Source organism: [Mycobacterium] fortunisiensis (assembly GCF_019050325.1).
Taxonomy (GTDB): Bacteria; Actinomycetota; Actinomycetes; order Mycobacteriales; family Mycobacteriaceae; genus Mycobacterium; species Mycobacterium fortunisiensis.
In genome coordinates, this window is record NZ_VOMB01000009.1 from 114501 (window position 1) to 138997 (window position 24497).

19 protein-coding genes are annotated in these 24497 nt (G+C 66.0%); 14 read left to right on the forward strand and 5 right to left on the reverse strand.

What is annotated here, in order from left to right:
* Positions 1-22 precede the first annotated feature (22 nt).
* Positions 23-1903: an LpqN/LpqT family lipoprotein gene (locus FR943_RS26840; protein WP_217155549.1), complete on the reverse strand. Its 1881-nt coding sequence runs from the start codon at positions 1901-1903 to the stop codon at positions 23-25.
* 143 nt (positions 1904-2046) lie between these two features.
* Between FR943_RS26840 and FR943_RS06590 the strand changes: the two genes are divergently transcribed.
* From FR943_RS06590 to FR943_RS06640, 11 genes are all read left to right on the forward strand, one after another.
* Positions 2047-3462: a sigma 54-interacting transcriptional regulator gene (locus tag FR943_RS06590; RefSeq protein WP_372448085.1), complete on the forward strand. Its 1416-nt coding sequence runs from the start codon at positions 2047-2049 to the stop codon at positions 3460-3462.
* Positions 3455-5443: a vWA domain-containing protein gene (locus tag FR943_RS06595; RefSeq protein WP_217155551.1), complete on the forward strand. Its 1989-nt coding sequence runs from the start codon at positions 3455-3457 to the stop codon at positions 5441-5443. Before FR943_RS06590 ends, FR943_RS06595 begins: the two co-directional genes overlap by 8 nt.
* Before the next feature lie 151 nt (positions 5444-5594).
* Complete coding sequence (locus FR943_RS06600; RefSeq protein WP_217155552.1) at positions 5595-6260, forward strand: LpqN/LpqT family lipoprotein; 666 nt, start codon at positions 5595-5597, stop codon at positions 6258-6260.
* 74 nt (positions 6261-6334) lie between these two features.
* Positions 6335-7633, forward strand: a complete 1299-nt coding sequence (locus tag FR943_RS06605) for a PE-PPE domain-containing protein (RefSeq protein ID WP_217155553.1) — start codon at positions 6335-6337, stop codon at positions 7631-7633.
* Positions 7634-7946: 313 nt separating this feature from the next.
* A complete protein-coding gene (locus FR943_RS06610) occupies positions 7947-9200 on the forward strand; it encodes a hypothetical protein (RefSeq protein ID WP_217155554.1) in 1254 nt (417 codons plus the stop codon).
* A 745-nt stretch (positions 9201-9945) separates the two neighbouring features.
* On the forward strand, positions 9946-11715 hold the full coding sequence (locus FR943_RS06615; protein ID WP_217155555.1) for a hypothetical protein: 1770 nt from the start codon (positions 9946-9948) through the stop codon (positions 11713-11715).
* A 181-nt stretch (positions 11716-11896) separates the two neighbouring features.
* A complete protein-coding gene (locus FR943_RS06620) occupies positions 11897-12358 on the forward strand; it encodes an SRPBCC family protein (RefSeq protein WP_217155576.1) in 462 nt (153 codons plus the stop codon).
* A 67-nt stretch (positions 12359-12425) separates the two neighbouring features.
* The gene (locus tag FR943_RS06625) at positions 12426-13250 is read left to right on the forward strand and encodes a class I SAM-dependent methyltransferase (protein ID WP_217155556.1); all 825 of its coding nucleotides are present in this window, start codon (positions 12426-12428) and stop codon (positions 13248-13250) included.
* Entirely contained in the window at positions 13240-14148 is a 909-nt protein-coding gene (locus FR943_RS06630) for an alpha/beta fold hydrolase (protein ID WP_308170484.1), read from the forward strand. Before FR943_RS06625 ends, FR943_RS06630 begins: the two co-directional genes overlap by 11 nt.
* A 149-nt stretch (positions 14149-14297) precedes the next feature.
* Positions 14298-14942: a TetR/AcrR family transcriptional regulator gene (locus FR943_RS06635; protein ID WP_217155557.1), complete on the forward strand. Its 645-nt coding sequence runs from the start codon at positions 14298-14300 to the stop codon at positions 14940-14942.
* Positions 14939-16366, forward strand: a complete 1428-nt coding sequence (locus FR943_RS06640; RefSeq protein WP_217155558.1) for a PPE domain-containing protein — start codon at positions 14939-14941, stop codon at positions 16364-16366. The genes FR943_RS06635 and FR943_RS06640 overlap by 4 nt, the downstream gene beginning before the upstream one ends.
* Here the strand turns inward: FR943_RS06640 and FR943_RS06645 are convergent.
* The 3 genes from FR943_RS06645 to FR943_RS06655 form a co-directional block, all read right to left on the reverse strand.
* Positions 16363-16944, reverse strand: a complete 582-nt coding sequence (locus tag FR943_RS06645; RefSeq protein ID WP_217155559.1) for a DUF1707 SHOCT-like domain-containing protein — start codon at positions 16942-16944, stop codon at positions 16363-16365. The genes FR943_RS06640 and FR943_RS06645 overlap by 4 nt on opposite strands.
* A gap of 97 nt (positions 16945-17041) precedes the next feature.
* Positions 17042-17803, reverse strand: coding sequence for an SDR family oxidoreductase (locus FR943_RS06650; protein WP_217155560.1), 762 nt, complete (start codon positions 17801-17803; stop codon positions 17042-17044).
* A 39-nt stretch (positions 17804-17842) separates the two neighbouring features.
* Positions 17843-19861, reverse strand: a complete 2019-nt coding sequence (locus FR943_RS06655; protein ID WP_246584879.1) for an alpha/beta hydrolase family protein — start codon at positions 19859-19861, stop codon at positions 17843-17845.
* A 401-nt stretch (positions 19862-20262) separates the two neighbouring features.
* Between FR943_RS06655 and FR943_RS06660 the strand changes: the two genes are divergently transcribed.
* A complete protein-coding gene (locus tag FR943_RS06660) occupies positions 20263-21591 on the forward strand; it encodes an HNH endonuclease signature motif containing protein (protein WP_217155561.1) in 1329 nt (442 codons plus the stop codon).
* Positions 21592-21780: 189 nt separating this feature from the next.
* Here the strand turns inward: FR943_RS06660 and FR943_RS06665 are convergent, their stop codons facing one another.
* The gene (locus FR943_RS06665; RefSeq protein ID WP_217155579.1) at positions 21781-22500 is read right to left on the reverse strand and encodes a hypothetical protein; all 720 of its coding nucleotides are present in this window, start codon (positions 22498-22500) and stop codon (positions 21781-21783) included.
* A gap of 484 nt (positions 22501-22984) precedes the next feature.
* Here FR943_RS06665 and FR943_RS06670 point away from each other — a divergent pair, with 484 nt between their 5' ends.
* Together FR943_RS06670 and FR943_RS06675 are read left to right on the forward strand one after the other, a co-directional pair.
* Positions 22985-23674 carry a hypothetical protein gene (locus FR943_RS06670; RefSeq protein WP_246584881.1) on the forward strand — a complete coding sequence of 230 codons (690 nt, stop codon included), beginning with the start codon at positions 22985-22987 and terminating at the stop codon, positions 23672-23674.
* Positions 23675-23676: 2 nt separating this feature from the next.
* Complete coding sequence (locus FR943_RS06675; protein ID WP_217155563.1) at positions 23677-24429, forward strand: nucleotidyl transferase AbiEii/AbiGii toxin family protein; 753 nt, start codon at positions 23677-23679, stop codon at positions 24427-24429.
* Positions 24430-24497 lie beyond the last annotated feature (68 nt).

Sequence of the window (24497 nt, forward strand, 5' to 3'; positions counted from 1 at the left end):
TACTGGGTACCTGAAGTCGCGCTCAGGGCAGGTTGATCGCCGCCTGATCTGCGATGACCTTGTTGGCGTCGGCCAGCACGCCCTTGTCACGCTCGATGGCGTCGGAGTTGATCTGCAGCACGTATACGCTGCCCGGCGCCGGAACCGCCACGGTGGTCTGGCTGATCGCGCGGCGCTGCTTGCCCTTGGCGTAGGTGCCGCTCAGATGCACCGAGGGGAACCCGCTGATGTTGCCTCGGGACACGTCCCCGCTGGGCTTGTAGTCGGCCAGGTTCTGCAGCTCGCTGGGGGCGTACTCCAGCAGCTTGTTCGGGTCGACGTCGCCGGTCAGCTTCGAGATCAGGGAGACGATCGATGGTGGGTCGGCGGGGTTGACCGGGTCGTTGACGATCGCGTTGTAGGCCCAGGCCGGCGTGCGGGTCCCGGCGTCGATCCATCCCGGGGGAGTCGGCATGGTGAACATCGGGGCGCCCGGATCACCTCGGTGCACCGGTGTTTCGACGATGCCGCTCTGCTTGATGTAGTCGGCGATGGTGAAGGCGTGCACCGGCGCTTTGGCCGATGTGGAGGTCTCGTCGTTGGCTGCCGCCGCGGAGGTGGTCTCGGCGCCGGCCTCGTTGTTCTCGTCGCCTGAGCCGACCGCCAGGGTGATGCCGCCGACGAGCAGGATCACGGCGCCGATGGCCGCCGCGATCATGATGGGCTTCTTGCGGTCGGCCGGCTTCTTCGGCACCGGGTTGCGCGGCAACGGCGGCGGCCCGAAGTTGGTCTGTGGCAACCCGCCGGGCCCGCCGGGTGCGCCCGGTCCACCCAGGCCCGGCTGGTTGAGCGACGCCGGGTTCGCGACGGGCTTGTGGGACGAGGTCTCGTTGCCGGCCCACGAGGACGTGTACACCGGCGGCTCCGACGGCGGCGCCGGGCGCGACGTCGACGGTGACGGCGGGGGAGGCGTGGGCGGCTTGGGCGGCGCCGGCGGGGGGTTCACCGGTTTCGGGATGATCAGCGGGGTGGTGGGCGGCGCCGGCTCGTGAGCGGGCGCCGGTGTGCGCACCTCGGGGGTGGTGCCGGTGGCTGCCTCGGCCAGTGCGACGGCGAAGTCGTGGCAGGTGTCGAAGCGGTCCTTGGGATCTTTCGCCAGGGCCTTGGCCATCACCGAATCGAAAACGGCGAGTTCGGGTTTCGTGGCAGCGAGCTTGGGTGGCGGGGAGTTCAGGTGGTGGCTGATCACCACGGCCGGATTGCTGTGCGCGAACGGTGGGGCACCGGTGAACAGCCGGTAGGCGGTGGCGGCCAGCGAGTACTGGTCGGCCCGGCCGTCGAGCGGCTGGCCCATCAGCTGTTCGGGCGCGGTGTAGGACATCGACCCCACGGTGATGTTGGTCGAGGTGAGCCCGTTGACCTCGTCGGCGCGGCGCGCGATACCGAAGTCGGTGAGCATGATGCGGCGCTTGGCGCCTTGTTTGCTGGTGAGCAGGATGTTGGCGGGTTTGACGTCGCGGTGCAGCAGCTTGCGCTGGTGCGCGTAGTCCAGCGCGTCGCCGACGGCGGCGACGATCTCGACGACGTCTTCGGCAGGCATCCCCGACGGGTACTGATCGTGCAGCAGCTTCGCGGCGTCGTGCCCGTCGACGTAGTCCATCGAGATCCACAGCCGGCCCTCGAACTCGCCACGGTCGTGCACGCCGACGATGTGCGGATGCCACAGCGTGGCCGCCATGTCAGCCTCGCGGATGAACCGCTGCCGGAATTCATCATCCGAGCTGACGCTGATGGGCAGCACTTTGAGAGCGTCCTCGCGGGGTAACCGCGGGTGGGACGCCAGATAGACCTCGCCCATGCCTCCAGTGCCCACCAACCGCACGATGGTGAACCCTGCAAATTCCTGACCGCTAGCCAACGGCATGGCCCGCAGACTACCGGTCTCGGAGCCGGGACCACGACTAAGCCGGGCTGTACCGCCCTCGTGGCGGCGTTGCGGCGGCATCGTGGCGGGGTCCCAATAGGGCGGGTGGCGATGTGCCACGGCGCGTTCAGTCGTAGCGTGGAGTGGTGAGCCAACCCAAAAACGATGGTCGCCGGCCGCCCGCCCCCGGCGATCTGCCTCGTACCGTCGGTGAGCTACGCGCCTCCGGCCATCGTGAGCGGGGCGTCAAAGCCGAAATTCGGGAGAACGTGCTGGCTGCTCTGGCCGACCGCCGTGACGTGTGGCCGGGCATCCTGGGCTTTTCCGACACCGTGATCCCGCAGCTGGAGCGCGCCCTGATCGCCGGGCACGACGTGGTACTGCTCGGCGAGCGGGGCCAGGGCAAGACGCGCCTGTTGCGCGCGTTGATCGGGCTGCTCGACGAGTGGACGCCGGTGATCGCCGGGTCCGAGTTGGGCGAACACCCGTACAGCCCGATCACCCCGGAGTCGATCCGCCGGGCCGCCGACTCCGGTGAGGATCTGCCGATCGAGTGGCGCCACCGCAGCGAGCGCTACACCGAGAAGCTGGCCACCCCGGACACCAGCGTGGCCGATCTGGTCGGCGACATCGATCCGATCAAGGTGGCCGAGGGCCGCAGCCTGGGGGATCCGGAAACCATCGCCTACGGGCTGATCCCGCGGGCACACCGCGGCATCGTGGCGGTCAACGAGCTGCCCGATCTGGCCGAGCGGATCCAGGTGTCGATGCTCAACGTGATGGAGGAGCGCGACATCCAGGTCCGCGGGTACACCCTGCGGCTGCCGCTGGACGTGCTCGTCGTCGCCAGCGCCAACCCCGAGGACTACACCAACCGCGGCCGGATCATCACCCCGCTCAAGGACCGGTTCGGTGCCGAGATCCGCACCCACTACCCGTTGGAGATCGACGACGAGGTGGGGGTGATCCGCCAGGAAGCCCAATTGGCCGCCGAGGTCCCGGATTATCTGCTCGGCGTGCTGGCCCGGTTCGCCCGCAATCTGCGTGAATCGAATTCGATCGATCAACGCTCGGGTGTGTCCGCGCGGTTCGCCATCGCGGCGGCCGAAACGGTGGCGGCCTCGGCGCGGCACCGCTCGGCGATCCTGGGTGAGGACGATCCGGTGGCCCGGGTGGTCGACCTGGGCACCGTGATCGACGTGCTGCGCGGCAAGTTGGAGTTCGAGACCGGTGAGGAGGGACGCGAGCAGGCGGTGCTGGAGCATCTGCTGCGCCGCGCCACCGCCGACACGGCCCAGCGGCTGCTGGGCGGCATCGACGTCGGCCCGCTGGTGACCGCGATCGAGGAAGGTTCCCCGGTGACCACCGGTGAGCGGGTGTCGGCCAAGGATGTGCTGGCCGCCCTGCCCGATCTGCCGGTCATCGAGACGCTGGCTTCCCGGGTGGGCGCGACGTCGGTCGGTGAGCGGGCCGCCGCGATCGAATTGGCCTTGGAGGCGCTGTATCTGGCCAAGCGGGTGGACAAGCAGTCTGGGGAGGGCGAGACGGTATATGGCTGATCCCGGTCGGGGACACGGGCACACCTCGCGGTATTCGCGATACACCGGTGGCCCGGACCCGCTGGCACCTCCGATCGATCTGCGCGACGCACTCGAGCAGATCGGCCAGAGCGTCATGGAGGGCAGCTCGCCGCGCCGCGCGTTGTCCGAGCTGATGCGTCGCGGCACCGAGGGCATGCGCGGCACCGACCGGCTGGCCGCCGAGGCCAACCGGAAGCGCCGGGAGTTGTTGCAGCAGCACAACCTTGACGGCACGTTGCAGGAGATCAAGAAGCTGCTCGACGAGGCGGTGCTGGCCGAGCGCAAGGAGTTGGCCCGTGCGCTCGACGACGACGCGCGGTTCGGCGAGCTGCAGATGGAGGCGCTCTCGCCGTCGCCGGCCAAGGCCGTTCAGGAACTCGCCGACTACGACTGGCGCAGTCCCGAGGCGCGGCAGAAGTACGAACAGATCAAGGATCTGCTGGGCCGGGAGATGCTGGACCAGCGGTTCGCCGGGATGAAGGAGGCGTTGGAGAACGCCACCGACGAGGACCGGCAGCGGGTCAACGACATGCTCGACGACCTCAATGACCTGTTGGACAAGCACGCCCAAGGGAAAGATACGGCCGAAGACTTCCAACAGTTCATGGACAAGCACGGCGAGTTCTTCCCGGAGAACCCGCAGAACATCGACGAGCTGCTGGATTCCCTGGCCCAGCGGGCCGCGGCCGCACAGCGGTTCCGCAACAGCTTGTCGGCCGAGCAGCGTGCCGAGCTGGATTCGCTGGCGCAGCAGGCTTTTGGTTCACCGTCGTTGATGAACGCGCTGAACCGGCTCGATTCACACCTGCAGGCCGCCCGGCCCGGTGAGGATTGGTCTGGTTCCGAGCGGTTCTCGGGTGGCGATCCGCTGGGCATGGGGGAGGGCGCGCAGGCCCTGTCCGACATCGCCGAGTTGGAGCAGCTGGCCGACGCGTTGTCGCAGAGCTATTCCGGGGCGTCGATGGACGACGTCGACCTGGAGGCGTTGGCCCGGCAGCTCGGCGACGATGCCGCGATCGATGCTCGCACCCTGGCCGAGCTGGAGAAGGCGCTGGTGAACCAGGGTTTCATCGACCGTGGCTCGGACGGGCAGTGGCGGCTGTCGCCCAAGGCCATGCGGCAGCTCGGGCAGACGGCCTTGCGGGATGTGGCGCAACAGCTTTCGGGGCGCCACGGCGAGCGGGACACCCGTCGGGCCGGCGCGGCCGGGGAGTTGACCGGCGCGACGCGGCCGTGGCAGTTCGGCGACACCGAGCCGTGGAACGTCACCCGCACCGTCACCAACGCGGTGCTGCGGCAGGCCGGCACCGGAGTCGCCGAGCGACCCATCCGGTTCGCGGTGGAAGACGTCGAGATCTCCGAAACCGAGACCCGTACCCAGGCGTGTGTGGCGCTGCTGGTGGACACGTCGTTCTCGATGGTGATGGAGAATCGCTGGCTGCCGATGAAGCGGACGGCGCTGGCGCTCAATCATCTGGTGAGCACCCGGTTCCGCTCAGATGAGTTGCAGATCATTGCCTTTGGCCGGTATGCCCGCACCGTGTCCGCGGGCGAGCTGACCGCGTTGGAGGGCGTGTACGAGCAGGGCACCAACCTGCACCACGCGCTGGCGCTGGCGACCCGGCATCTGCGTCGTCATCCCAATGCCCAGCCGGTTGTGCTGGTGGTGACCGACGGTGAGCCCACCGCCCACCTGGAAGACTTCGGCGATGGGCATGGAAGTGAAGTCTTCTTTGATTACCCCCCGCACCCACGCACCATCGCCCACACCGTGCGCGGTTTCGACGAGGTGGCCCGGCTCGGTGCGCAGGTGACGATCTTCCGGCTGGGCTCGGATCCTGGGCTGGCCCGGTTCATCGATCAGGTGGCCCGTCGCGTGCAGGGCCGGGTCGTGGTGCCTGATCTCGACGGGCTGGGCGCCGCGGTGGTCGGCGACTACCTGCACTCCCGTCGCCGCTGACTTCCGCGCTCAGCTCCGAGTGCGACGGTGCTGCAGCGGCTGGGTTGGCAGGGCATCCACATCGACAGTGACGCAGATGTCGTTGACGACGTGGTGCAGCGACCCCCGCGTCACGCTCGGCGCAGAAACGGCCGCGTAGTCTCAATCAGCGATGGGGACGGGGCGAGTTGCGCAGGTGGTCGTGGTGGCGGCCGGGCTGACGCTCAGCGGCTGCACGCAGCTGGTAGACGGCTCCGCGACGGCCGGGTTCGAGCCGGGGCACTCGGCAGAGTCATCGGGAGCGCCGGCGTACAAACCCCAATCGTGCGAGCAACTGCATGCCGATCAGTGGATCGAGGTCCCTGGCAGCGAGCCCGGTCAGCCGCGGGTGCGCGTTGCGCAACCGCCGGGCTGGGATCCGGTGCCCGAGGCGGCCAAGGGCGTGGTCAAACTGATGTTGCGCAACACAGCTCTCGGCGACGGCGTGACGAATCCGGTGGTATCGCTGTCGACGGGGGACGTCACCGACGGCGACCGCACACCCAGGGAGTTGTTGGCCGACAGCATCAAGGGCCTGGAAAGCTCTGGCGGACAGAAGCTCACGCAGGAGCGGGCCGAGATCTGTGAGTTCCCGGCGATCATGGCCAGCTACACGATTCCGCCTGACGACGATCGCGGAAAGACGATCTACGTGACGGCGGTGACAGTGATGGTGCCGCTCGGATCGAGGGTGTGGAACGTGATCGCGATGGCGCAGACCACCGTGCCCAGCAACCCGACGTACATGGCCGACGTCCAGGTGATGTTGGCCGGGTTGCGCATCGCGATGCCGCGCTGATCGGGTATTTGCTGACGTCGGCGTTTGGCGGTCCGGTAGCTTCTGCTCATTCGGACCGGCTGAGAGGCGGGGCAATGGCACCGGCACTGGCACCACGCAGACGCACGCACGCGCTGTCGACATCCTTCCTGGGCGGGATGGCGTTGGCGATGGTGGCGGCGTTGGGGGTGACCCAACCGGTCGCCGCGGTGCAACTGTCGGCGCTCGTCATCGGCGCGAGTTCGACGAACCCGACCGGCGACGGGGTCGCCGACTTCTACGGCGGGCTGTATCGGCAGGGGCAGGACGAGCCGGTGGTCGCGAACTTCTTCACCGGTCCGTTCGGGGTGTATCAGGCGCTCGAGGAGCACGGCTCCGAGGACAACGTGGTGCTGTCCTCAGGGTGGGGCGCGGCCAATGTGAGCCTGTTGCTGAGTTACGCGAAGCTGACCCACGATCCGGTGGTCGCGCAACCCTCGTTGTATGTGCTCGACAACAACGTCGCGAGCCCCAACGGCGGATTCGGTACGCGGCTACCGGTTTTCGGGCTGATCGGGGTGAATCCGATCCCGACGCCGACGGATCCGGGGGTGCCGGTGGTCAACGTCGTCTATGAGTACGACATCAACTCCAACATCCCGGCCTACCTGTGGAATGCACCCGCGATGGCCAACTCGTTGATGGCGTACTTCGAGCGCAGGCTCAACCAGGACAGCCTGGATTTCCCCGTCGACGCGCAGGGCAATGTGCGCGACTGCGATGCCGCCTGCCAGGACGAGCTGGCCGCCGGCGGGACCATCGTGCGCCAGACCGCCACCGGCACGGTGCGGATCAGCAAGGTCGACGACACCACTTACGTCGGGTACGAGTCCGCGGATCTGCCGCTGGTCGCGCCGCTGCGGGCGCTGGGGGAGCCGGGCAACCTGCTGGCCGACGCCGCCACCCCGGCGTTGCGCGCCGTCGTCGACTACGGGTATCCGGACAACGATCCACTGGCCAACCCGCAGAACTACGCGCCGGCCCGGCTGATCCCGACGGCGCAGGAGACGCAGCGGTTCGTCCACGACTTCACCGCCGGGTTGCAGGAGGGCGCCGACATTCTGCGTCAGGGCGGCTCGGCGGCGACCTCGGAGCGGGCATCGGTGCGCGAGGCCGCCGTGGAGCCGGAGCCGGTCGAGGCGCCGGCACGCTCGTCGGTACGTGCGGTCGCGCCGGCCTCCCGCCCGGCGCTGCGTACGGGCCCGAACTTCAGCCCGAAAGCCCTGGGCCGGGATCAGTCGGATTCGCACCGGGCGTCGGGGCCACGGGACGGCGGGACGGGGCCGCGGGCCGGGAAGTTGCGGTCCTCGGCGGCGGGCTCGCCGCAACGCAGTTCACATTCACGTGACAATTGAGGAAATTCTTTCCCAGGCAATAACCGGCCGCATTCTTTGCATTGGCAATAGGTTGGGCCGCGACAGCGATTATTGACATCTATGAAAGTAATTACGGGGGTCATTGCGTTGTCAATAGGATGGCCGCTGAACTGCGGTTATGTATCAATACAATTGGTTGTGCGTTGCCGCTCGGGCTGCCGAATATTCAGCTTTTATCGGTTGCGGCCGGCCAAATGTCGCCATAGCATTCTCAGCAGTTTCTAAGTCGCCGCGCAGTGTGGCGCGGATGCTCAGAATGGGCCGTTTCTCCTTATTGTCAAGGGGCTGGGACATGGCTGTACGTCCGTTTGTCACCACGGGTGCCGCACTGCTGAGCGCCGGGGCGCTCGTGGTGGCGACGCCCGCGCTGTTCGTACCGCGCGACGAGGTCAAGGTCGCCGCGCCGGCTACGGCGCCGAGGCTGACGCAACAGCAGATCGATCTGCTGGCGCTGTCACTGCAGGGCGCTTGGCAGGCCTTCACCCAGGGCTATGGCGGGCTGTGGTTCCCCGGCGACGGCGGGCCCGGCGACTGCACGGCTGAAGGCGCGGTGTGCCAGAAGGGGTTCACCGGGCTGGCGTACTACCTCAGCGACAACATCTTGCCGTTGGGCGATGTGGACAACATCTTCTTCGAGGGCGGCTTCACCGAGCTCGCGCATCAGGCCGTGCGTGCCGTCGCCGTGGTGATCGATGCCATCGACCCGACGGGCCGACTGGACCTCACCAAGCGCGTCGACGACTTCTTCGAGGGTGGCGCGACGCAACTCGTCGGCAATCTCCTGCTCGACAACCTGCCGGAGGACGGCTACGCCTACGGCCTCACGAAAGCGTTCTTCTTCGAATACGGCGACAACACCGGCATCTACGCGGCATTCACCTATGTGGTGGATGCCATCGCGCAGGGCACGCCCGATCCGGTGCCGAACCTGATCAATCCGCTCGACAACAGCAGCCCGACGATGCTCCTGGCCCAGGCCGAACTCAACGCCGAGCCGGAAACCGAGGCGCGGCCGGCGACGACCTCCGATCCGGCTTCCGTCGACCTGCCGCGGCCCGGCAGGCTGCTGAACCTGCCGACGGTGCAGCTGGACCTGCCCGTGCGGAAGTTCCGGGCCCCGGTGGCGGAGAAGCCCGTCGAGGAGCCCGAGGTGCAGGATCAAAGCCGGCTCGACGCCACCGTCGAACGTGGCGCCGAGCAGGTCCCCGCAGTCGACGACCTCCCGGTTGACGAGCCGGTCGCAGCGGAGTCGCCGGAGTCGCGCGAGCCGGCGAAGCCCCACGTCAAGCCGTGGAGCCGGGTCAAAGAAAAGGTGGCCGAGGAGAAGTCCGACGAGAGCGACGAGCGCGGCGTGGACACCGCCGGTGGCAACAAGGTCTCGCCACCCGTCCTGTTCGACAACGGCAGGCAGAAGGGTGAGACCAACGGCAGCAGGTTTTTGAAGAACCTGGAGAAGGCCGTCAACCATGCCACCGGCGCCGACAAAGGCGCCGGGTCGGACGGAGCGGGTAGCGACGGAGCCAAGGGAGCCGACGGCGACAAGTGAGACGCGCCTGGAACACCATGACGGCCGGCCGGTGTGCGATTGGATGAATATTCAGGTTCCCCTCAGGTTTTGGGGCCTTGCTGATGTTCGCTCAGGCCCCTGACCAGGGATTATTGACTACTTCGTAAGTCGAGGTTTGTTCGTCGCATTTCCCATGCCGCACTTTTTCGATATCGCGGACGGAATCCGAGGCGGCGCAGAGCGGCTTTTGCGGGGCAAAGTTCCACGCAACGCCCAACGGGCCTCGGCGGGCCCCGCCGAGGCATCGACGTCACCGCGGGCCACCCCGACGCCGGGGTCGGAGCGGTCGTGCGCGGCCGGACCGCCGACGTGTGCAATGTGTGGGCCGACCTAGGGTTATGGCCGATCCGCCGCCGGGTCTGGCACGAGGCGACCAGGCTGTGGGCGCGAGTGTGCCGGGCCCGAGGGTCGGGCGGCCACGCGACGGTTTCCGCGGCCGTCAACCGGCAGCTTTGCGCCTGGTGGCCTCGGCGGCGACGGTATTCGAAATTAGCTGACCGGGCACCGCTGCGGAATTCCTTGTTTTGCGTCGAAAAATTTGGCGTCAGTTGGTGCCGAAATGAGGGTCGAACGGGTAGGTCGACGGGCTCGATCCGGCTTCGCTACAGCTTGCGGGCGATCCGGCCGGGCTTTACCCTTCTCAAGGACTTTTCAGGTTGTCCGCCGGTAACGGCACGGGTTCTCCGGGGCCCAGCTCACGCTCGAAGATAAGGGGTCATGCCCAATGGCAGTCCGTCCGCTCCTCACCACTGGCGTCGCACTCGCGAGCGCTGGTGCCATCATCGCGGCGACCCCGGGACTGATGACGCCGCCGGACATCACGGTGGCGGCCAGTGACGTCAGTGCAGTCGCGCCGAAGCGGGCGGTCACTGTCAAAGAGCTGAAGCTGCTGGGGATCAGCGATGTCGATCCCCAAACCCACCTGCAAACCATGCTCGACATCTTCTTCAGGACAGATGGCTGGGGCGGCATCGTCGGCAGCACGTACGACCCGTACTACGGCGACAACTACGGCTGGTTCGAGCTGTATGTGGAAAACGGGCAGGACGAGGAAGGTAACACCCTGTACTCGCGGGCGCTGGATGAGGACGGAAACGCCCTCTACGCCCAGTTGGACGAGAACGGGGTGCCGATCGCCGGTACCGAACCCATCTACATCGCCGACGGCGATGACCTCGTACAGATCAACGGCGAGGATGACGAACCTGTTTACGATAGCGGCGGTCCCATCTGGGGAGATATCTACCGTGACGGGGCTGTCGGGCTCGCTTACTACGTGAGCGACCAGATCCTGGACGAGGCCATCAACACGGGGATTCCGCTGCTCTCCGATGCCGCTTCGTTCCTGTACAACAACGTCAACCCGTATTTCTATGAGTTGGGCATCGAAGAGACCGTCCAGGTCGTCGTTTCCGAGCTCACCGGTGGAGCTGATGGTGCTGTTTCGCAAGGGTTGGCCACGGCGCAGTATCTGTCACAGAACTGGATCCCATTAGTCGGCGCTCTCGCAAGCGCAGTAGCTGCCGGCGTCCCGCTGGTCGGCACCGACTTGGCCAACGCGACGACCATCTTCTTCTCCGGCGCCGGGAACTACGACCAGGGAATCGACGGCGTCATCAAATACGTCATCGACCGTGTGATCGAAGCGGCGTCCGGTATCGGGGCCGAGGACCCGGAGACCGACCCCGAGGAAGGCGAAGAAGGCACCGAGGACACGGCTTCCGCCAAGAGCACCGCCACACTGGCCTCGGCCAGCAAGGCGTTGCCCACCGCACTGAGCAGGCTCATCAACCTCGATCTCAACGCCGAGGACGCTCAGGCCGCTGAAGACGGCACCACGGTCGACAAGACCGAGGGCAGCTCCGAGATCGGCGCACTGGCCGCCGAGATCACAGAGCGCGAGGCTGCCAAGGCCGAGCTTTCCAAGCTGGCGAACCTGAAACTGGATCTGAAGCCCACGGCCACGGTCGAGGAGCCGGCTGAGGCTGCCGAAGAACCCGCGGCGTCTGAAGATCCCGAAGCTGGCGCGGACGTCAAAGAGCCTGCGCCGCAAGAGGAATCCGGCCAGGCGGAAGAGAAGTCCGGTCAGGCCGAAGAGACGTCCGGCGGTACCGAATCGACTGACACTGACACTGACACTGACGCCACCGGAGTCACCAGTGGGAAAGCCAACAAGTTCACCCCCAAGCCGCGTGCTCAGCGCAAGCAGACCACCGGCGAGAAGTTCGTCGAGAAGGCCACCGACGACCTCAGGAAGGCCTTCAAGGCCACGCCCAAGGCCGGCGCGAACGCGGACGCCAAAGCCGCCGGCAGCACCGCAGCCGGCGATAGCGGTTCCAGCTCCACCGGCAGCAACGCGGGCTCCACTGGTTCCAGCGGCAGCAATGCCAGCTCGGGCAGCAACGCAAGCTCGGGCAGCAAGTCGGACACCGGGAGCAAGTCCGACAAGGGGCACAAGGACCGCAAGGACCACAAAGGCGGCAAAGACAAGTAGCGCCTGACTTCACCACAACGGCCCCCTCCAAAACGGTGGGGGCCGTTGTGTTCTCACGACCATGCGTCCGGGGCAACAGAGTGCAGGTCGTGGGAAGGTTGTTCAGCGGCGGCCGCACCCTCTAGTTTGTGGGATGACGCGCAGGCGTTCTATCCAACTCGGGGAGGCAGACACCATGGCCATGGAAGGTTCAGTCACCGTGCGGATGTCCGCACCGGCGGAACGCATCTGGGATCTCATCGCCGATGTCCGCAACACCGGAAAGTTTTCACCCGAGGTGATGGAGGCCGAGTGGCTCGGCGGTGCCACCGGTCCGGCCCTCGGAGCGCGGTTTCGCGGGCACGTCAAGCGAAACGAGATGGGCCCGACCTACTGGACCACGTGCGAGGTGACCGCGTGCGAGCCCGGACGGGAGTTCGGCTTTGCCGTCCTGGTCGGCGATCGGGTGGTCAACAACTGGCACTACCGATTGACGCCGGTGGGCACCGACACCGACGTCACCGAATCGTTCTGGATGGCACCGGGCCCGTTCACCACCCTGTTCTCGCTGCTGGGTGGCCAACTGCGTCGTCGCCGCAACGTCCGCGACATGCGCAAGACCCTGGAGCGGATCAAGGGCGTCGTGGAGACCGCCGAGCAGTAGCCGAACGCGAGGCGACCGCCACCGCCGAACTTAGGGTAGCCTAATTCAAAACGTGGGGGTGTTGCGGGTGAACAAGATTCAGCCTGATCTCGGCGAAGTGCAAGAGACGTTGTTGATCCCACTACTCGGCCGGGCGAACGATGCCCGGGCACGTCGGCCCGTACTCAACGATGCGCGCGCCGTGGAACTCGTCAACTCCATCGACTACGACTTCACCCGGTTCAAGGGAATGTCACTGCCGGGCTCGGTGCTTCGAACCGCCATCTTCGACGGTTGGGTGCGGCGCTTCCTCGGCGACCACCCCGACGGCACCGTCGTCGAGCTCGGCACCGGTTTGAACACCCGGTTCGACCGGGTCGACAACGGCCGGGTGCACTGGTTCGACATCGACCTGCCCGACTCGATCGCCTTGCGCCGCAAATTCTTTGCCGATCAGGACCGGTACACCATGCTGGCCGGTTCGGTCCTGGACACCGACTGGTTCGACGCGGTGGCCGCTTCGCCGCCGCCGTATCTGTTCGTCAGCGAGGCCGTGCTGCTGTATCTGGCCGAGGAGCAGGCGCGTACCGTCGTGGCCCAGCTGGCTGATCGCTTCGCGGGTTCGCTCATCACGTTCGACACCGGAGGCACGCTGATGGTGCGCAACCAAGACCGCAACGGGGTGATGAAGCCGGTGACCGCTCGGATGCAATGGATCTGCGATACCCCGCGGGAGCTCGAAAGCTGGGGCCTGCACCTGATCGAAACCCGCACATTCGCTCAGCCGCAACCCGAAGTCGCCAAGACCTGGCCGGCGCGCTACCGCCACGGCCTGCCGTTGATGGCCCGGCTCGTGCCGTCTGTCATCAAGGGCTACAAGCTCAACCTGTTCCGGCTCGGCAGTGAGCGGTAACCCCGGGCCGCACACCCAGGGCGCTCCCGAATGGGTGCCCACCCGCGATGGCCGCCGGCTCTACGCGCAGGTGTTGCCCGGCCCTGACCCCGACAATCCCGCTGCCGTGGTGTTCGAGGGTGGGGCGGGCTCCACCCGCTCCTACTGGGCTGCGGTGCAGGTGCTGGTCGCACCCGTCGCCCGCGCCGTCGTGTATGACCGTGCGGGGCTTGGTCGTTCAGAACCCGACCCCGTCGCCCGGACTGTCGCGCGGATGACCGACGACCTCGTCGATCTGCTCGACCATTTCAGCCCGGGGCCCATCATTCTCGTCGGCCACAGTGGCGGCGGGCCTGTCGTGAGACTGGCCGCGTCACGACGGCCGCAGCTGGTGGCCGGTCTGGTTCTGGTGGATCCGATCGACGAGGCGGCCGACGTCGTCTTCAGTGCGCAGTTCCGTCGCAACGAAAAAGTGGCGTTGCGCGTCGGGAAGGTCCTCGCCCGGCTCGGCCTGCTCCGATTCCTGTACGGCTCGCTGCTGGCCGCCGCGCCCGCCGACGACGTTCGGGATGACTTGCGCCGGGAAGCGTTTGCGCCCAGCGTGATTCAGACCCAGGCGCGTCAGGCCCGCAGCTACCTCGACGAGGTCGAGGCGTTCAAGACCGCGCCGCCCGACACCGGGGACATACCGGTCACCACGGTGATCTCCGGCGCGCTCGCGCTGGCCCGCGACGGCATGCCCGAGGAGGTTCGGGCGCAGGCGAATGCCGCCCACGCCCATCGCGCGGCGCAGTCCCCACACGGTCGCCATGTCGTCGCCCAGCACTCCGGGCACACCATTCCAGTCACCGAACCGCAGGTGATCGCCGACGAGATCATCCGGCTCGTCCGCGCTGATCAGCGCTTCGGCGCTCGATAAGACGACGTAGTTCCCCGCTCCGACCCATGGTCGGCTAACCTGACGCCTAATTAGTGATGCATAGTCACAAATCGTTGACCAGGGAGTGATGGGTGCCAGGATCGTCGCGGCCAGTGGGCCGGCCCAGCTTGATCACACGAGATGACATCGTGCGCGCCGGCTGTGAACTCGGGATGGACCAACTACGGATCAGTGCCGTCGCCACCAAACTCGGGGTGTCCACCGCGGCGCTGTACCGCCATGTGGACGGCCGCTGGGAACTCGAACGTCTCGTCGGTGAGCGGCTGCTGGACGATCTGCGCATCGCCGACGACCCGCAGCAGGACGCCGCCGCGTTCCTGGTGTCGTTCGCCGTGCAGATGCGACAGTTCGTCGCCGCCCACCCCGGCCTGGCGGCATACATGCTGGTGCTGTTTCCCCGCGGGGAGAGCAGCGCGCGGCTGATCAGCGATCAGGTCGACGCACTCGGGCGGCGCAGCTACTCGACAGACGCTGCGGTGACGATTCTGGGTGCCGTCGCCAGGCTGACACTCAGCCTGGTCGCCGCCGACGAGCGCCGCCGCACCGCCAACGACGACGCCGGCTTCCTCACCGAACACGAAGCCGCCCACGAAGTGCTGGCCGGTCTGGGAGAACTCGGCACGGCCTACGAACGGCGCTGGGTTCTCACCGACGACGAATACTTCGCGATGTTGATCACCACCGTGGTGCAGGGCATCGTGTCGGCAGCGTCGCCGGGCAAGCCGTTGGATGAGGTGATCGCCGAAGCGCACACGCAGCGGGGCCGGCCGTGACGCCGATCTGGATGGCGCTGCCACCCGAAGTGCATTCGACGCTGCTGAGTAGTGGGCCGGGCCCCGGCGACATGCTGGCCGCAGCCGGTGCCTGGCATGTGCTGAGCAACGAATATGCCTCGGCGGCCACCGAACTCGCGGCCGTGCTCGACACGGTGCAGGCCGGCGCATGGGAAGGCCCCAGCGCCGAACGCTACGTCGCCGCCCACGTTCCCTACCTGGCCTGGCTGTCACAGACCAGTGCCGACGGCGCAGCAGCAGCCGCGCAACACGAGGCCGCCGCCGCGGCCTACCTCAGCGCGATGGTCGAGATGCCACCACTGGCAGAACTTTCCGCCAACCACATCACCCATGCCGCGCTCGTCGCGACGAATTTCTTTGGCCTGAACACGATCCCGATCGCCCTCAACGAAGCCGACTACGCGCGCATGTGGATTCAGGCGGCCACCACCATGGGGCTGTACCAAGCCCAGTCCGCCGTTGCGCTCGATGCGGTACCCGCCACCCAGGCCGCGCCGCCGATCCTGGCCCCAGGTGGCGAGGCCGGCGGGCAGAGCGCCAGCCCCGAGACCGGCGCGGGGGACACCGGTGCCATCGACGGCTTCCCCTTTCTCGGCGAGGCGATCAAGGCCCTGCAGGATTTCGTCGCCAACCCGAACCCGGCCTCGCTGCTCGCCCTGCTCGTCAACGGGGGGCTGTTCGCCGCCTACGAATCGCTGAACGTCCCGATCTACGCGGCGCTGACCAGCCCGCTGTGGGGGACCGCGGTTGGCCTGAGCCTCGCCTCGATCGGCCTGGCGATACCGCTGGGCATCGAGCAGCCGGCGATCGACCAGCCCGGCCAACCCGAACAACAACCCGCCAACCGGACACTGCCCGCCGAGCACCGCCAGCAGCCACCCGTACTGGCCGGGATGTCCGCGCCGGTGAGCGGGGCCGGCGCCGCCGCACCGTCTGCGGTATCGGCGACGACGGCTGCGCCCGCACCCGCCGCACCGGCAGCTGCCCTGAACTACGCCGTCCTGACCGCCGGCGACGAACCACCCGACGCCGGCTTCAGCCCCACCGCCAAGGACGGCAGCCCGGCCCTGGTGCCCGCCGCCGGCAGTGTCGCGGCCGCGTCGGCACATTCACCTGCGCGCGCTCGTCGCCGTCGGCGCGGACGCGCCAAGAACCCAGCCCCGCGCTTCATGGACATGAACGTCACCGTCGATCCCGAACCCGCGGCACCGCCGGACGAGCAACTGGGGTGCGGGGTAAGGACATCTGACCGGGGCGCGGGGTGGATGGGGTTCAGTGGGACCGGCAGCGTCGGCACGGCAGGTGCGGCCGGACTCGTCGAACAGGACGGGACGAACTCGGTGGACGGCACCGTCATCGAGCTCGAGCCACTGCTACCGAATACGTGGAATCGCGAGATTTAGTCGATCTGGTTGCGGCGCTTCTTGCGCTTGACGCTGACACTGCCCCACAGCGAGAAACCGCGGACGTGTACACGCGGCGCCCCAGCCGTGCCCTCGCCGTTGACGCTCTGATCGAAATTTCCCATCACGCCCACGCCATGCAGATCGACGTTCACCTCCGGCGGCACCAGGATCGTCTGGCCGCCGAAAATCGAATAGGTGCGGACCTCGACGTCGGGCGCGGTGAAATCGGCGTAACGCAGATCGACCACGCCGCCACCGAACAACGCGAACGTCGTCAACTTCTTCGGGACGTTCCAGCGGCCGCGGCGCTCGAACCCACTCATGATCGCCAGCAGCAGGGTTGAAGGTGCCGGGCGACAGGTGCCGGCCGAACAGTTCACCGCGCCGGGAAGATCGCGGCTGAGCCGAGCCAGATCGTCATAGGTTTCCGCGGCATAAGCCTTTGCCAGCCTGTCCTCATACAGGTCCATCGGCAGGCGACCCGCGGCAGCGGCATCAGTGAGCAGCTGCGCCACCTGAATGCGGTCGGTGTCGGCAGCGCGCATCGACCGGCCCTGCGGCGCTGAAGTGCTCATCGCTGTTGAGCCTACGACGATCGCTGTCACATGCAACACCGGTGGCCGAACTGTGTCGCCACGGTTGCGACGGTGAACCCGCCCCGACGCCTCCGAGCTACCCCGCCGCGGCCAGATAGTCCTCGAACGACGTGCCCTCAACCGCATTTTCCCGGGTCAGATTGGCTCCCGACCTGTAACCCGCGACAATACGGCCGGGGATGGTGAACCTTGCCACCCGCCGATGGCTGTTGTGTGCTGATAGATACATCCGTCCCAAATCCGGGTGACTGTGCACACTCGGTCCACCGATGTCGGGCACCCGCCCGGCCGGCTCTGCATCGATCAACGACACCAAACGCGACGCCACATCACGGGTGTCGATCGGCTGAAAACTGACACCGCGAAGCGCCCACAACACCGGGGAGAACCGCTGCGCCGAGAACATCTTTTCGATTAGCTCGTGGAACTGGGTGGCGCGCAAAATCGTGTGCCCGATACCCGACGACGCCAGCGCCTGCTCGACCCGCAACTTCGTCTTGTAGTAGGGCAGCGGAATGTCCTCGATCCCCACGATCGAGATATAGACGAGATGCCCGACGCCCCGGCGCCGCACCGCCTCGATCAGATTCCGAGCCGCCCTGATGTCCTTGGTGCCGGTGGCTTGGGTGGCGCAATGGACCACGACATCCACCCCGTCGAGAGCGGCGTCCAACGTGTCGGGCTTCAGCAAGTCGGCCTGGTGCCAATGCACACCCGTGTAACCCACCCGGTCCCGACGGCTCAACGCGCGGACGTGATGGCCGGCCTCCGTCGCCTCAGGCACCACATGGTGGCCGAGCGTGCCGGTCGCCCCGGTGACGAGCACAGTGCGTGGCATATCGCCACGCTACCGAGGCGGCCCCGGCACTGTCAGCGATTACGCGGCCGCGTGTTTGGAGGCTTTCTTCATGGTCCGCTTCTTGGTGTTGTCGGGCTTCTTGCGGTTGGGCTTCTTCGTGTCGGCCTTCTTGGTATCGGTGTCCGTGCTGTCGGCGCTCGTGCCGTCGGCCTGGGTGCCCGTCGCCTCTGTCCCCGTCGCCTTGGCGACGGTCTCCTGCACCGACTTCTTCAGCGCATCGCGGGCGTCGGCGGCGTGACGGGGCTTGGCCGGTTTGGGGGCGGCCTTGGGAGCCTCCGACAGCTGCTTGATGTCCGCCTTGATGTCCGTCTTGATGTCCGTCTTGATGTCTGCCGACGAATCCTGCTCCACGGCAGGCGCATCAGCCTGTGCCATCGGCGCCTCGATGCTCAGGGTGCGCGCCTGGCTGCCGGTGGACGGAACCGACGTGATGGCCTGCCTGTTGGTCGTGGTGCCATTGACCTTCAGCGCGCTGTCGATGGCGGACTCAATCTGTGCGTTGACACCGTCGAGTGCCGTCGTGACCGGCGCCAGGCCCTTCTCCACCGCGTCGAACATCGGGTCGGTGGCGTTCTGCTGGATCGCGTCGATGGCGTCGTTCACTGCCTTGGCGAGCGCCACCGCTACCGCGTTCTGCACGATGGGCTTGAAGTCCGCGCCCGGAAGCTCCGGGGTCCAGGCCTCCGGGTTCAGCGCATTGGCCTGAATGCCGTCGACCAGGGCATTGAAGATTGTCTGGTTGGCAGCCAGCTGCTGCGTCGCGTTCAGCGGAGAATGCCACAGATACGCCTGGTCGCTGGCCTCGTCGAACGTGCGCTCCAAGGTGTCGGGATCGACATCCTGGTAACCCATGTTCACCATCATGCGCAACGCATCTTCCACGCTGTCGGTCAACGGCGTCGGGATATGAACGCCTGGAAGCAGATTCAACAGATGCGGGGCCATCCGGAACGGTTCGAGCAACGGGAGATTGCCCGAGTCATAGGTGATGTAGGTGGCGTTGCCGGGGAAGTCGAGGAAGTTCACGTTACGCAACCACTGGCCGATACCGGGAATCATCCCTAGGCCTTGACCGCCGGTGGGGTCGATCATCACCTTGACGCCGTCGAGAATGCCGGTGCCCAACTGTGGCAGGACGTGGTCGACGATGTTGTTGCCCGCGTCGGGCAGGAGATAGGTGAGGAACACCCCGGCCGCCGCGGAGTTGGCCCACGCCAGCGGGTTCAGCGTGGTGGGGACATCCGAGAGGGGGTTGTAGGCCCAGGTGACGTCGAGGATCGAGGTGTTGAGCACCTTCGTCATGTCGGCGTTGGTGTAGCTGCTGGCGTCCGGAGTCGTGAGGTTCAGCCCGAACAGGTTCGTCAAAGGTGTTGCCAGGGCAAGCAATCCGCCACCGGGTCGGCTGACATTGTTCACCATGATGAGCCATTGGCCGGTTACCCCGACGCCCCAGTCTGGGTCGTCGGACTGCACCGCGTTGATCATGTCGCGGTAGGCCAGCGAGGTGGTCAGCCCGCCGAGGCTTTCGGACAGGATGATGTCGCGACGCTGATTCAGGACGGGGGCTATATCGACCACCCAGTCGAGGAATCCCTTCGATATGGCGTCATTACCCAGGCCGAGCATGTCGGCGAGTCCGGTGAAGGAGTACTTCAACCCGTTCACCGCGCCGTAGACGTCGTCGGGCATCGGGCCCTTGACGCCGGCCGTAACCGGCGAGATCGCGTCCAAGACGTCGAGCAGCGAGATGACGGCCGAGGCCAACTCGGTGTTGCCGGTCAAGCCGCCGGCCGCTTTGATCACGTTCTCGGGGGTGAGTCCCAGGAGTTGGGCAGTCCAGAAGACCGGGCCTACTCCGTAGAGCCCGACGATGTCGGGGATCTTGCCGATGTCGTCCGACAGGGCGACCAGCTCGACATCGGCTTGCGCACTGCGGTTGTGGGCCGCGAGCGCCTCGGGCGCGCTGGATGCGAGCCCGGCGGTCAGCGCGGCCGTAGTAGCAATGACCGCTGCCGTGGTGGCAGCGGTCTTGGCCATGGACAGACGGGGAGGAGTGGGCTGTGATATCAAGCGTGCCGCCTTCTGGATGTGACGCAGCTGACAATGGTCCGCACACTTTAGCAACGCCCGTTTGCTTCGGCGCAAATTTGCCCATATCGATGTCTCGGGTGTAGATGGCATGACTGCGCGCGGCGCAACCCGTCATCGGTATCGGGGGATTGGCAGCGCGTCAGCAGAATTCGCCACGCTCGGCGTCGTGGTCCGGCGAATCCGGGATCCGTCGTCGGCGGGCGCGATTCGTTGCGGTGCGGTCTTGCAGCGGACCGGCTGAAAAACTTTGACCACTTTGGCCACTGGAATGTACTGATACCTCATTCGTCGCAGATTTCGGAACGCAACCGCGAAACTTGTCGGACCTTCGAACTAATGTTCGATACATGAAGTACGCACCGTTGGATCGCCAGCAACTACTGGCGGACTACGAGGCTTATGAGGCGCTGGGGGCCAAGATCGCCGCGTCCTCCCACGACGTGCTCACCCTCACCGACCTGCATTGGGTCGCCAGCCGGCGGGAACGTTTGGCGCGTGCTCAAGCCGCGGTGAACCACGCGATCGTCGCCAGGATGGCCACGGAGATCACTGCCAAGACGGCGTGCGGCAACTCGATTCGCGACATCTTGGTGAACACGCTGCGGATCAGCACCTCCGAGGCGCAGGCTCGCCTCGACGATGCCGAAGCCTTCGGACCGCGTTGCGCCATGACGGGCGAGCCGCTGCCGCCAAAGCTGCCGGTCACCGCAGCCGCCCAGTCTCGCGGCGCCATCGGTGTCGAACATGCCCGGGTGATCCGGAAGTTCTTCAAGAAGTTGCCCGCCGGTGTCAGCGCCGCAGCTCGGGACAAGGCCGAGGAGACGTTGGGCGACGCGGCGACCAGGCTCACGCCCGATGATCTGAAGCAGGTCGCGAATCGGCTGTCGATGACGATCGATCAGGACGGACCGGAGCCCAAAGACAAAATTCGGGGACGTCGTCGCGGCATACGAATCGGTGAGCAGGACGCCGATGGTTTGAGTGAGGTCAGCGGATTCGTCGACCCGGAGTGCCGCGCGTACTTGATGGCAGTCAACTCCAACTGGGCGGCGCCCGGTAAATGCAATCCGGACGATGAAAATCCCTGTGTCGACGGCGAACCCGACGAGGACGCGGTCAAGCGGGATGTGCGCACCACGGCGCAGCGGAATCACGATGCGTTGAAGGCGATGTGCCGCGCGCTCCTGGCCTCGGGGCAGCTGGGTCAGCATCGGGGATTGCCCACCACGTTGGTGGTCACCGCCACGCTCGACCAGATGATGTCTGGTGAGGGCTGGGCGATCACCGGAGACGGCAGCATGCTGCATATGGAAGACGTGCTTCGGGTGGCCAGCCACGCGTATCACTACCTGTGCATCTACGACTCGCACACCAACGTGCCGCTATACCTGGGCCGTACCAAGCGAATTGCGTCAGCCGGGCAACGCCTCGCGCTCTTCGGCATGGAAGGCGGCTGCACCCGGCCGGGTTGCACAGCGCCGGCCTCCTGGTGTCAGGTCCACCACCGTGACCGAGATTGGGCGGACGGTGGGCAGACGAACATCGACGAACTGACCCTGGCCTGCCAACCCTGCCATCGACTGTTGACCAGTAAAGGCTGGCGGACCCGGACCGGCAAAGACGGTCGTACCGAATGGCTTCCGCCGCCAATACTCGGCCTCGGCGAGGCCGGGTGAGCACCACGGCCAGTCAGAGCGCAACATCACCGACGGTGATGTGGGTTAGCGCTGCGCGGAGTGGCGTCTGCGCCGTTGTTGGCGCCATTACCGAGGCGACGGAGAACTAACGGGCCCGTTCGCTGCCAGCCGTCAGTTTCCTAGCTATCGCCGAATATCATTCGGCGGGAACTATTTCCAGCAACTCAGTCACACACCTACCGTTGGGCGGCGACTGCGAAGGAACTGCTCTATACGATCCAACAACTCGGTCGAGTCCTTTCCGCCGTCTTTCCATGCCACGAGCGCGTTCAGAAGGTTGATTGGCTCTACGGTGAACTGCGGGCCGAGCATTACCGTTTTGGTGACTTCACTCGAACCGCCTGGACGGTAAGCAAGCTCAACTTGCAGCGCTCGTGTGCCGCTCACTCCGTTCGGACTCGTTTTGGGAGCGATTGACTGAACATGCTCACGCCGGATCTCAGTTATCTCACCATCACCCGGGACGGCCAACCGGACTGTCAGTGCCGACTGACTAATCCGGAGAAGACATCGCCGCCACATTCGTACCGTGGAATAGACAAACAGTGGCGTAAGCGCGAGTAAGGCGATTCCTGCTACCCGTAGCCACACTGGGTTGCCTGGTGCATATCCCGCAGCGATGGCCGCAATCGCAATCAGCGGAAGCAAGATCGTCAAAAAGAATGCGTTGCCCTCGTAGTAGGGAATGTAGCGGCAGACGATCTCATTGGTCGTCCGACTAACGCCCGGGCGGAAAATCTGCCTGCCAAGCGTGGCGAATCCAGCGGCCGCGCAAGCGCCGATGACAGCCCAGTACCACTGCAGGCCCTCTTTAAATCCGATCAAAGCCATCATCAAAAGCACGACGGCGAAGGCGTAGCGCAGCCGTCGTCCCCACCGGTTGGGCATCTCGATCTCCGCGGTCATCGGCGTGATTTCTGCTTCGCCGCTACCGGGACACTCCCGGCGCTGTTCCCAGTGAATCCTGAGCTCGCTGCCGCTACTGGACGGACGGCCAGCCAGATTTTCGCCTGGTTCATCGGTGAATCGTGCAGCGCGGCGACTGTGAGTTGTGCGATCAGCGTTTCCTGTCCAACCGCCGCCGCACCGACCAAACCCCGAGCGCGCATCGGCACCGAAATCGCGCGGCACCTGGAGATTAACTAAAACGCGAGCCCGAGCGCGAACAGTGTCAGCGGCGCAAACGGCACGAAAGCGATGAGCACCAACGCGGCCGGGACTGCCTTACGACTTGTGATGGCGGCGACCCAAGCGCCGGTGGCGGCGACAATATTCGCCCGATTTGCACAGGTGAGAGTGCGTGTAGGTGCGGGAATAGGAAGATTCTCGTATTGTCTTGCAGAGAAGTTGCAAGAGAAGGAGGTGAATGTCGATGCCCACTCATTACGACCGCCGTGGCGCCCAGGCTGCCCGCAGCGCCGTGCTGAATTCCCGTAACCGGTTCTGGAAGAGGGCTGACATTGACGCGCCGGACTCAACTACCCAGCATCTGCTCGCCGATCTTGTGCAGCACGGGGAGCTGCGACATATCCGCAAGGGCCTGTACTGGCGCGGAACCAAGACGCCGCTGGGTATGGCGCCGCCGTCACCGGCGGCCCTGGCCGCACAGTTGACCGGCCAGCCAGGTATCGGGCCGGCCGGGTTGTCGGCCGCAAACGCGCTGAGGCTGTCCACCCAGATTCCCCGTTGGGCCGAGTACGCCGTGCCGGCCCGCCCACCAACCGATGCCGGCACCCTGCGGTTCGTGAACCGGGCGGCTCGCCGCGGCCGCGCCGATTACGCACTGAGCCAGACTGAGGTGGCTGCACTGGAAGTGCTCGACGGGTGGGACCGCGTCATCGAGACTGGACCGCAGGAAGCCATGAGTAGGCTCCAGGAGCTGATTAGCTCAGGCGGTATCGATGCCTCACGGCTGGCTGGGGCCAGTGAAACTGAGCCAGCCTCGGCGCGGGCCCGGCTGCGCCACCTGCTGACCCAGGCCGGTCTGGTGGAATTGGCCGAGAAGGTGCCCGCCGCCGACCCGCGCACCGAGGCGCGAGCCTTGGCAGGTTTGGCTGCCTGACTGTGTCATTGTGGCGCGCTGAAGATCCCGAAGTATTCACCGCGACAATCGCTGCAGCCGCAGAACGCCTGGGGGTACAGCCGCTGGCTGTGGAGAAGGACTACTGGATCTGCGAAGTGCTACGCACGGTAATGGCCAGCCACGCCGAAGAGGTCGTGTTCAAGGGCGGAACCAGCCTGGAAAAGCTGCGGATAATCGAACGGTTCTCCGAAGACCTTGATCTGTTGGTGGTTGGTGAATATTCGTCGAAGCGAACCGCCAAGAAGGCACTTAAGACCATGCTGGAAACCGCGGCGTCCACCACAGGCGGTCAATGCACAGGGCGGGAATCGGGTGGAGACCTCGGGACGTTGCACAGCCATGCTCATCTCGAACTGCCGTTGGGCTACAGCAACAGTGCCGTAGGGCTTGCCGACCCGACATCGGTTCTCATCGAGCTGGGTCAGTCCGGTGGCCCCAGGCCCGCGGTGAGCGCCACTGTGGAGTCTCTGTTGTCTCGGGTGCTGCAGGGGTTGATTGACGGCGATTGGGAGGACTTGACTCCATTCGAAGTCACAGTCTTGCACCCGGGCCGCACGTTGATAGAAAAACTGTTCCGGGTCAACAACTTTGTGGTCGACCCGGACCGCCGCGCCACCGTGCAAGGGTTGCCGCGGATCGGACGGCAGTTCTACGACATTTGGGCCCTGCTAGGTCAAGACATGGTTCTCACACTGCTGGCCGACACCGACACGGTCAGCGACATCCTGTCGTGATTGCGCTCATCGAACGTCCCCAGGTGTGCTCGTTGAAATTCCTCACCTGTGAGCACCGGTCAGTGTAG

Bases quoted from the DNA above. Each gene is read 5' to 3' on its own strand.
- FR943_RS26840 (WP_217155549.1), bottom strand. From the start codon at position 1,903: ATGCCGTTGGCTAGCGGTCAGGAATTTGCAGGGTTCACCATCGTGCGG.
- FR943_RS06595 (WP_217155551.1), top strand. From the start codon at position 3,455: ATGGCTGATCCCGGTCGGGGACACGGGCACACCTCGCGGTATTCGCGA.
- FR943_RS06600 (WP_217155552.1), top strand. From the start codon at position 5,595: ATGGGGACGGGGCGAGTTGCGCAGGTGGTCGTGGTGGCGGCCGGGCTG.
- FR943_RS06605 (WP_217155553.1), top strand. From the start codon at position 6,335: ATGGCACCGGCACTGGCACCACGCAGACGCACGCACGCGCTGTCGACA.
- FR943_RS06610 (WP_217155554.1), top strand. From the start codon at position 7,947: ATGGCTGTACGTCCGTTTGTCACCACGGGTGCCGCACTGCTGAGCGCC.
- FR943_RS06615 (WP_217155555.1), top strand. From the start codon at position 9,946: ATGGCAGTCCGTCCGCTCCTCACCACTGGCGTCGCACTCGCGAGCGCT.
- FR943_RS06620 (WP_217155576.1), top strand. From the start codon at position 11,897: ATGGAAGGTTCAGTCACCGTGCGGATGTCCGCACCGGCGGAACGCATC.
- FR943_RS06645 (WP_217155559.1), bottom strand. From the start codon at position 16,944: ATGAGCACTTCAGCGCCGCAGGGCCGGTCGATGCGCGCTGCCGACACC.
- FR943_RS06650 (WP_217155560.1), bottom strand. From the start codon at position 17,803: ATGCCACGCACTGTGCTCGTCACCGGGGCGACCGGCACGCTCGGCCAC.
- FR943_RS06655 (WP_246584879.1), bottom strand. From the start codon at position 19,861: ATGGCCAAGACCGCTGCCACCACGGCAGCGGTCATTGCTACTACGGCC.
- FR943_RS06660 (WP_217155561.1), top strand. From the start codon at position 20,263: ATGAAGTACGCACCGTTGGATCGCCAGCAACTACTGGCGGACTACGAG.
- FR943_RS06665 (WP_217155579.1), bottom strand. From the start codon at position 22,500: ATGCCCAACCGGTGGGGACGACGGCTGCGCTACGCCTTCGCCGTCGTG.
- FR943_RS06670 (WP_246584881.1), top strand. From the start codon at position 22,985: ATGCCCACTCATTACGACCGCCGTGGCGCCCAGGCTGCCCGCAGCGCC.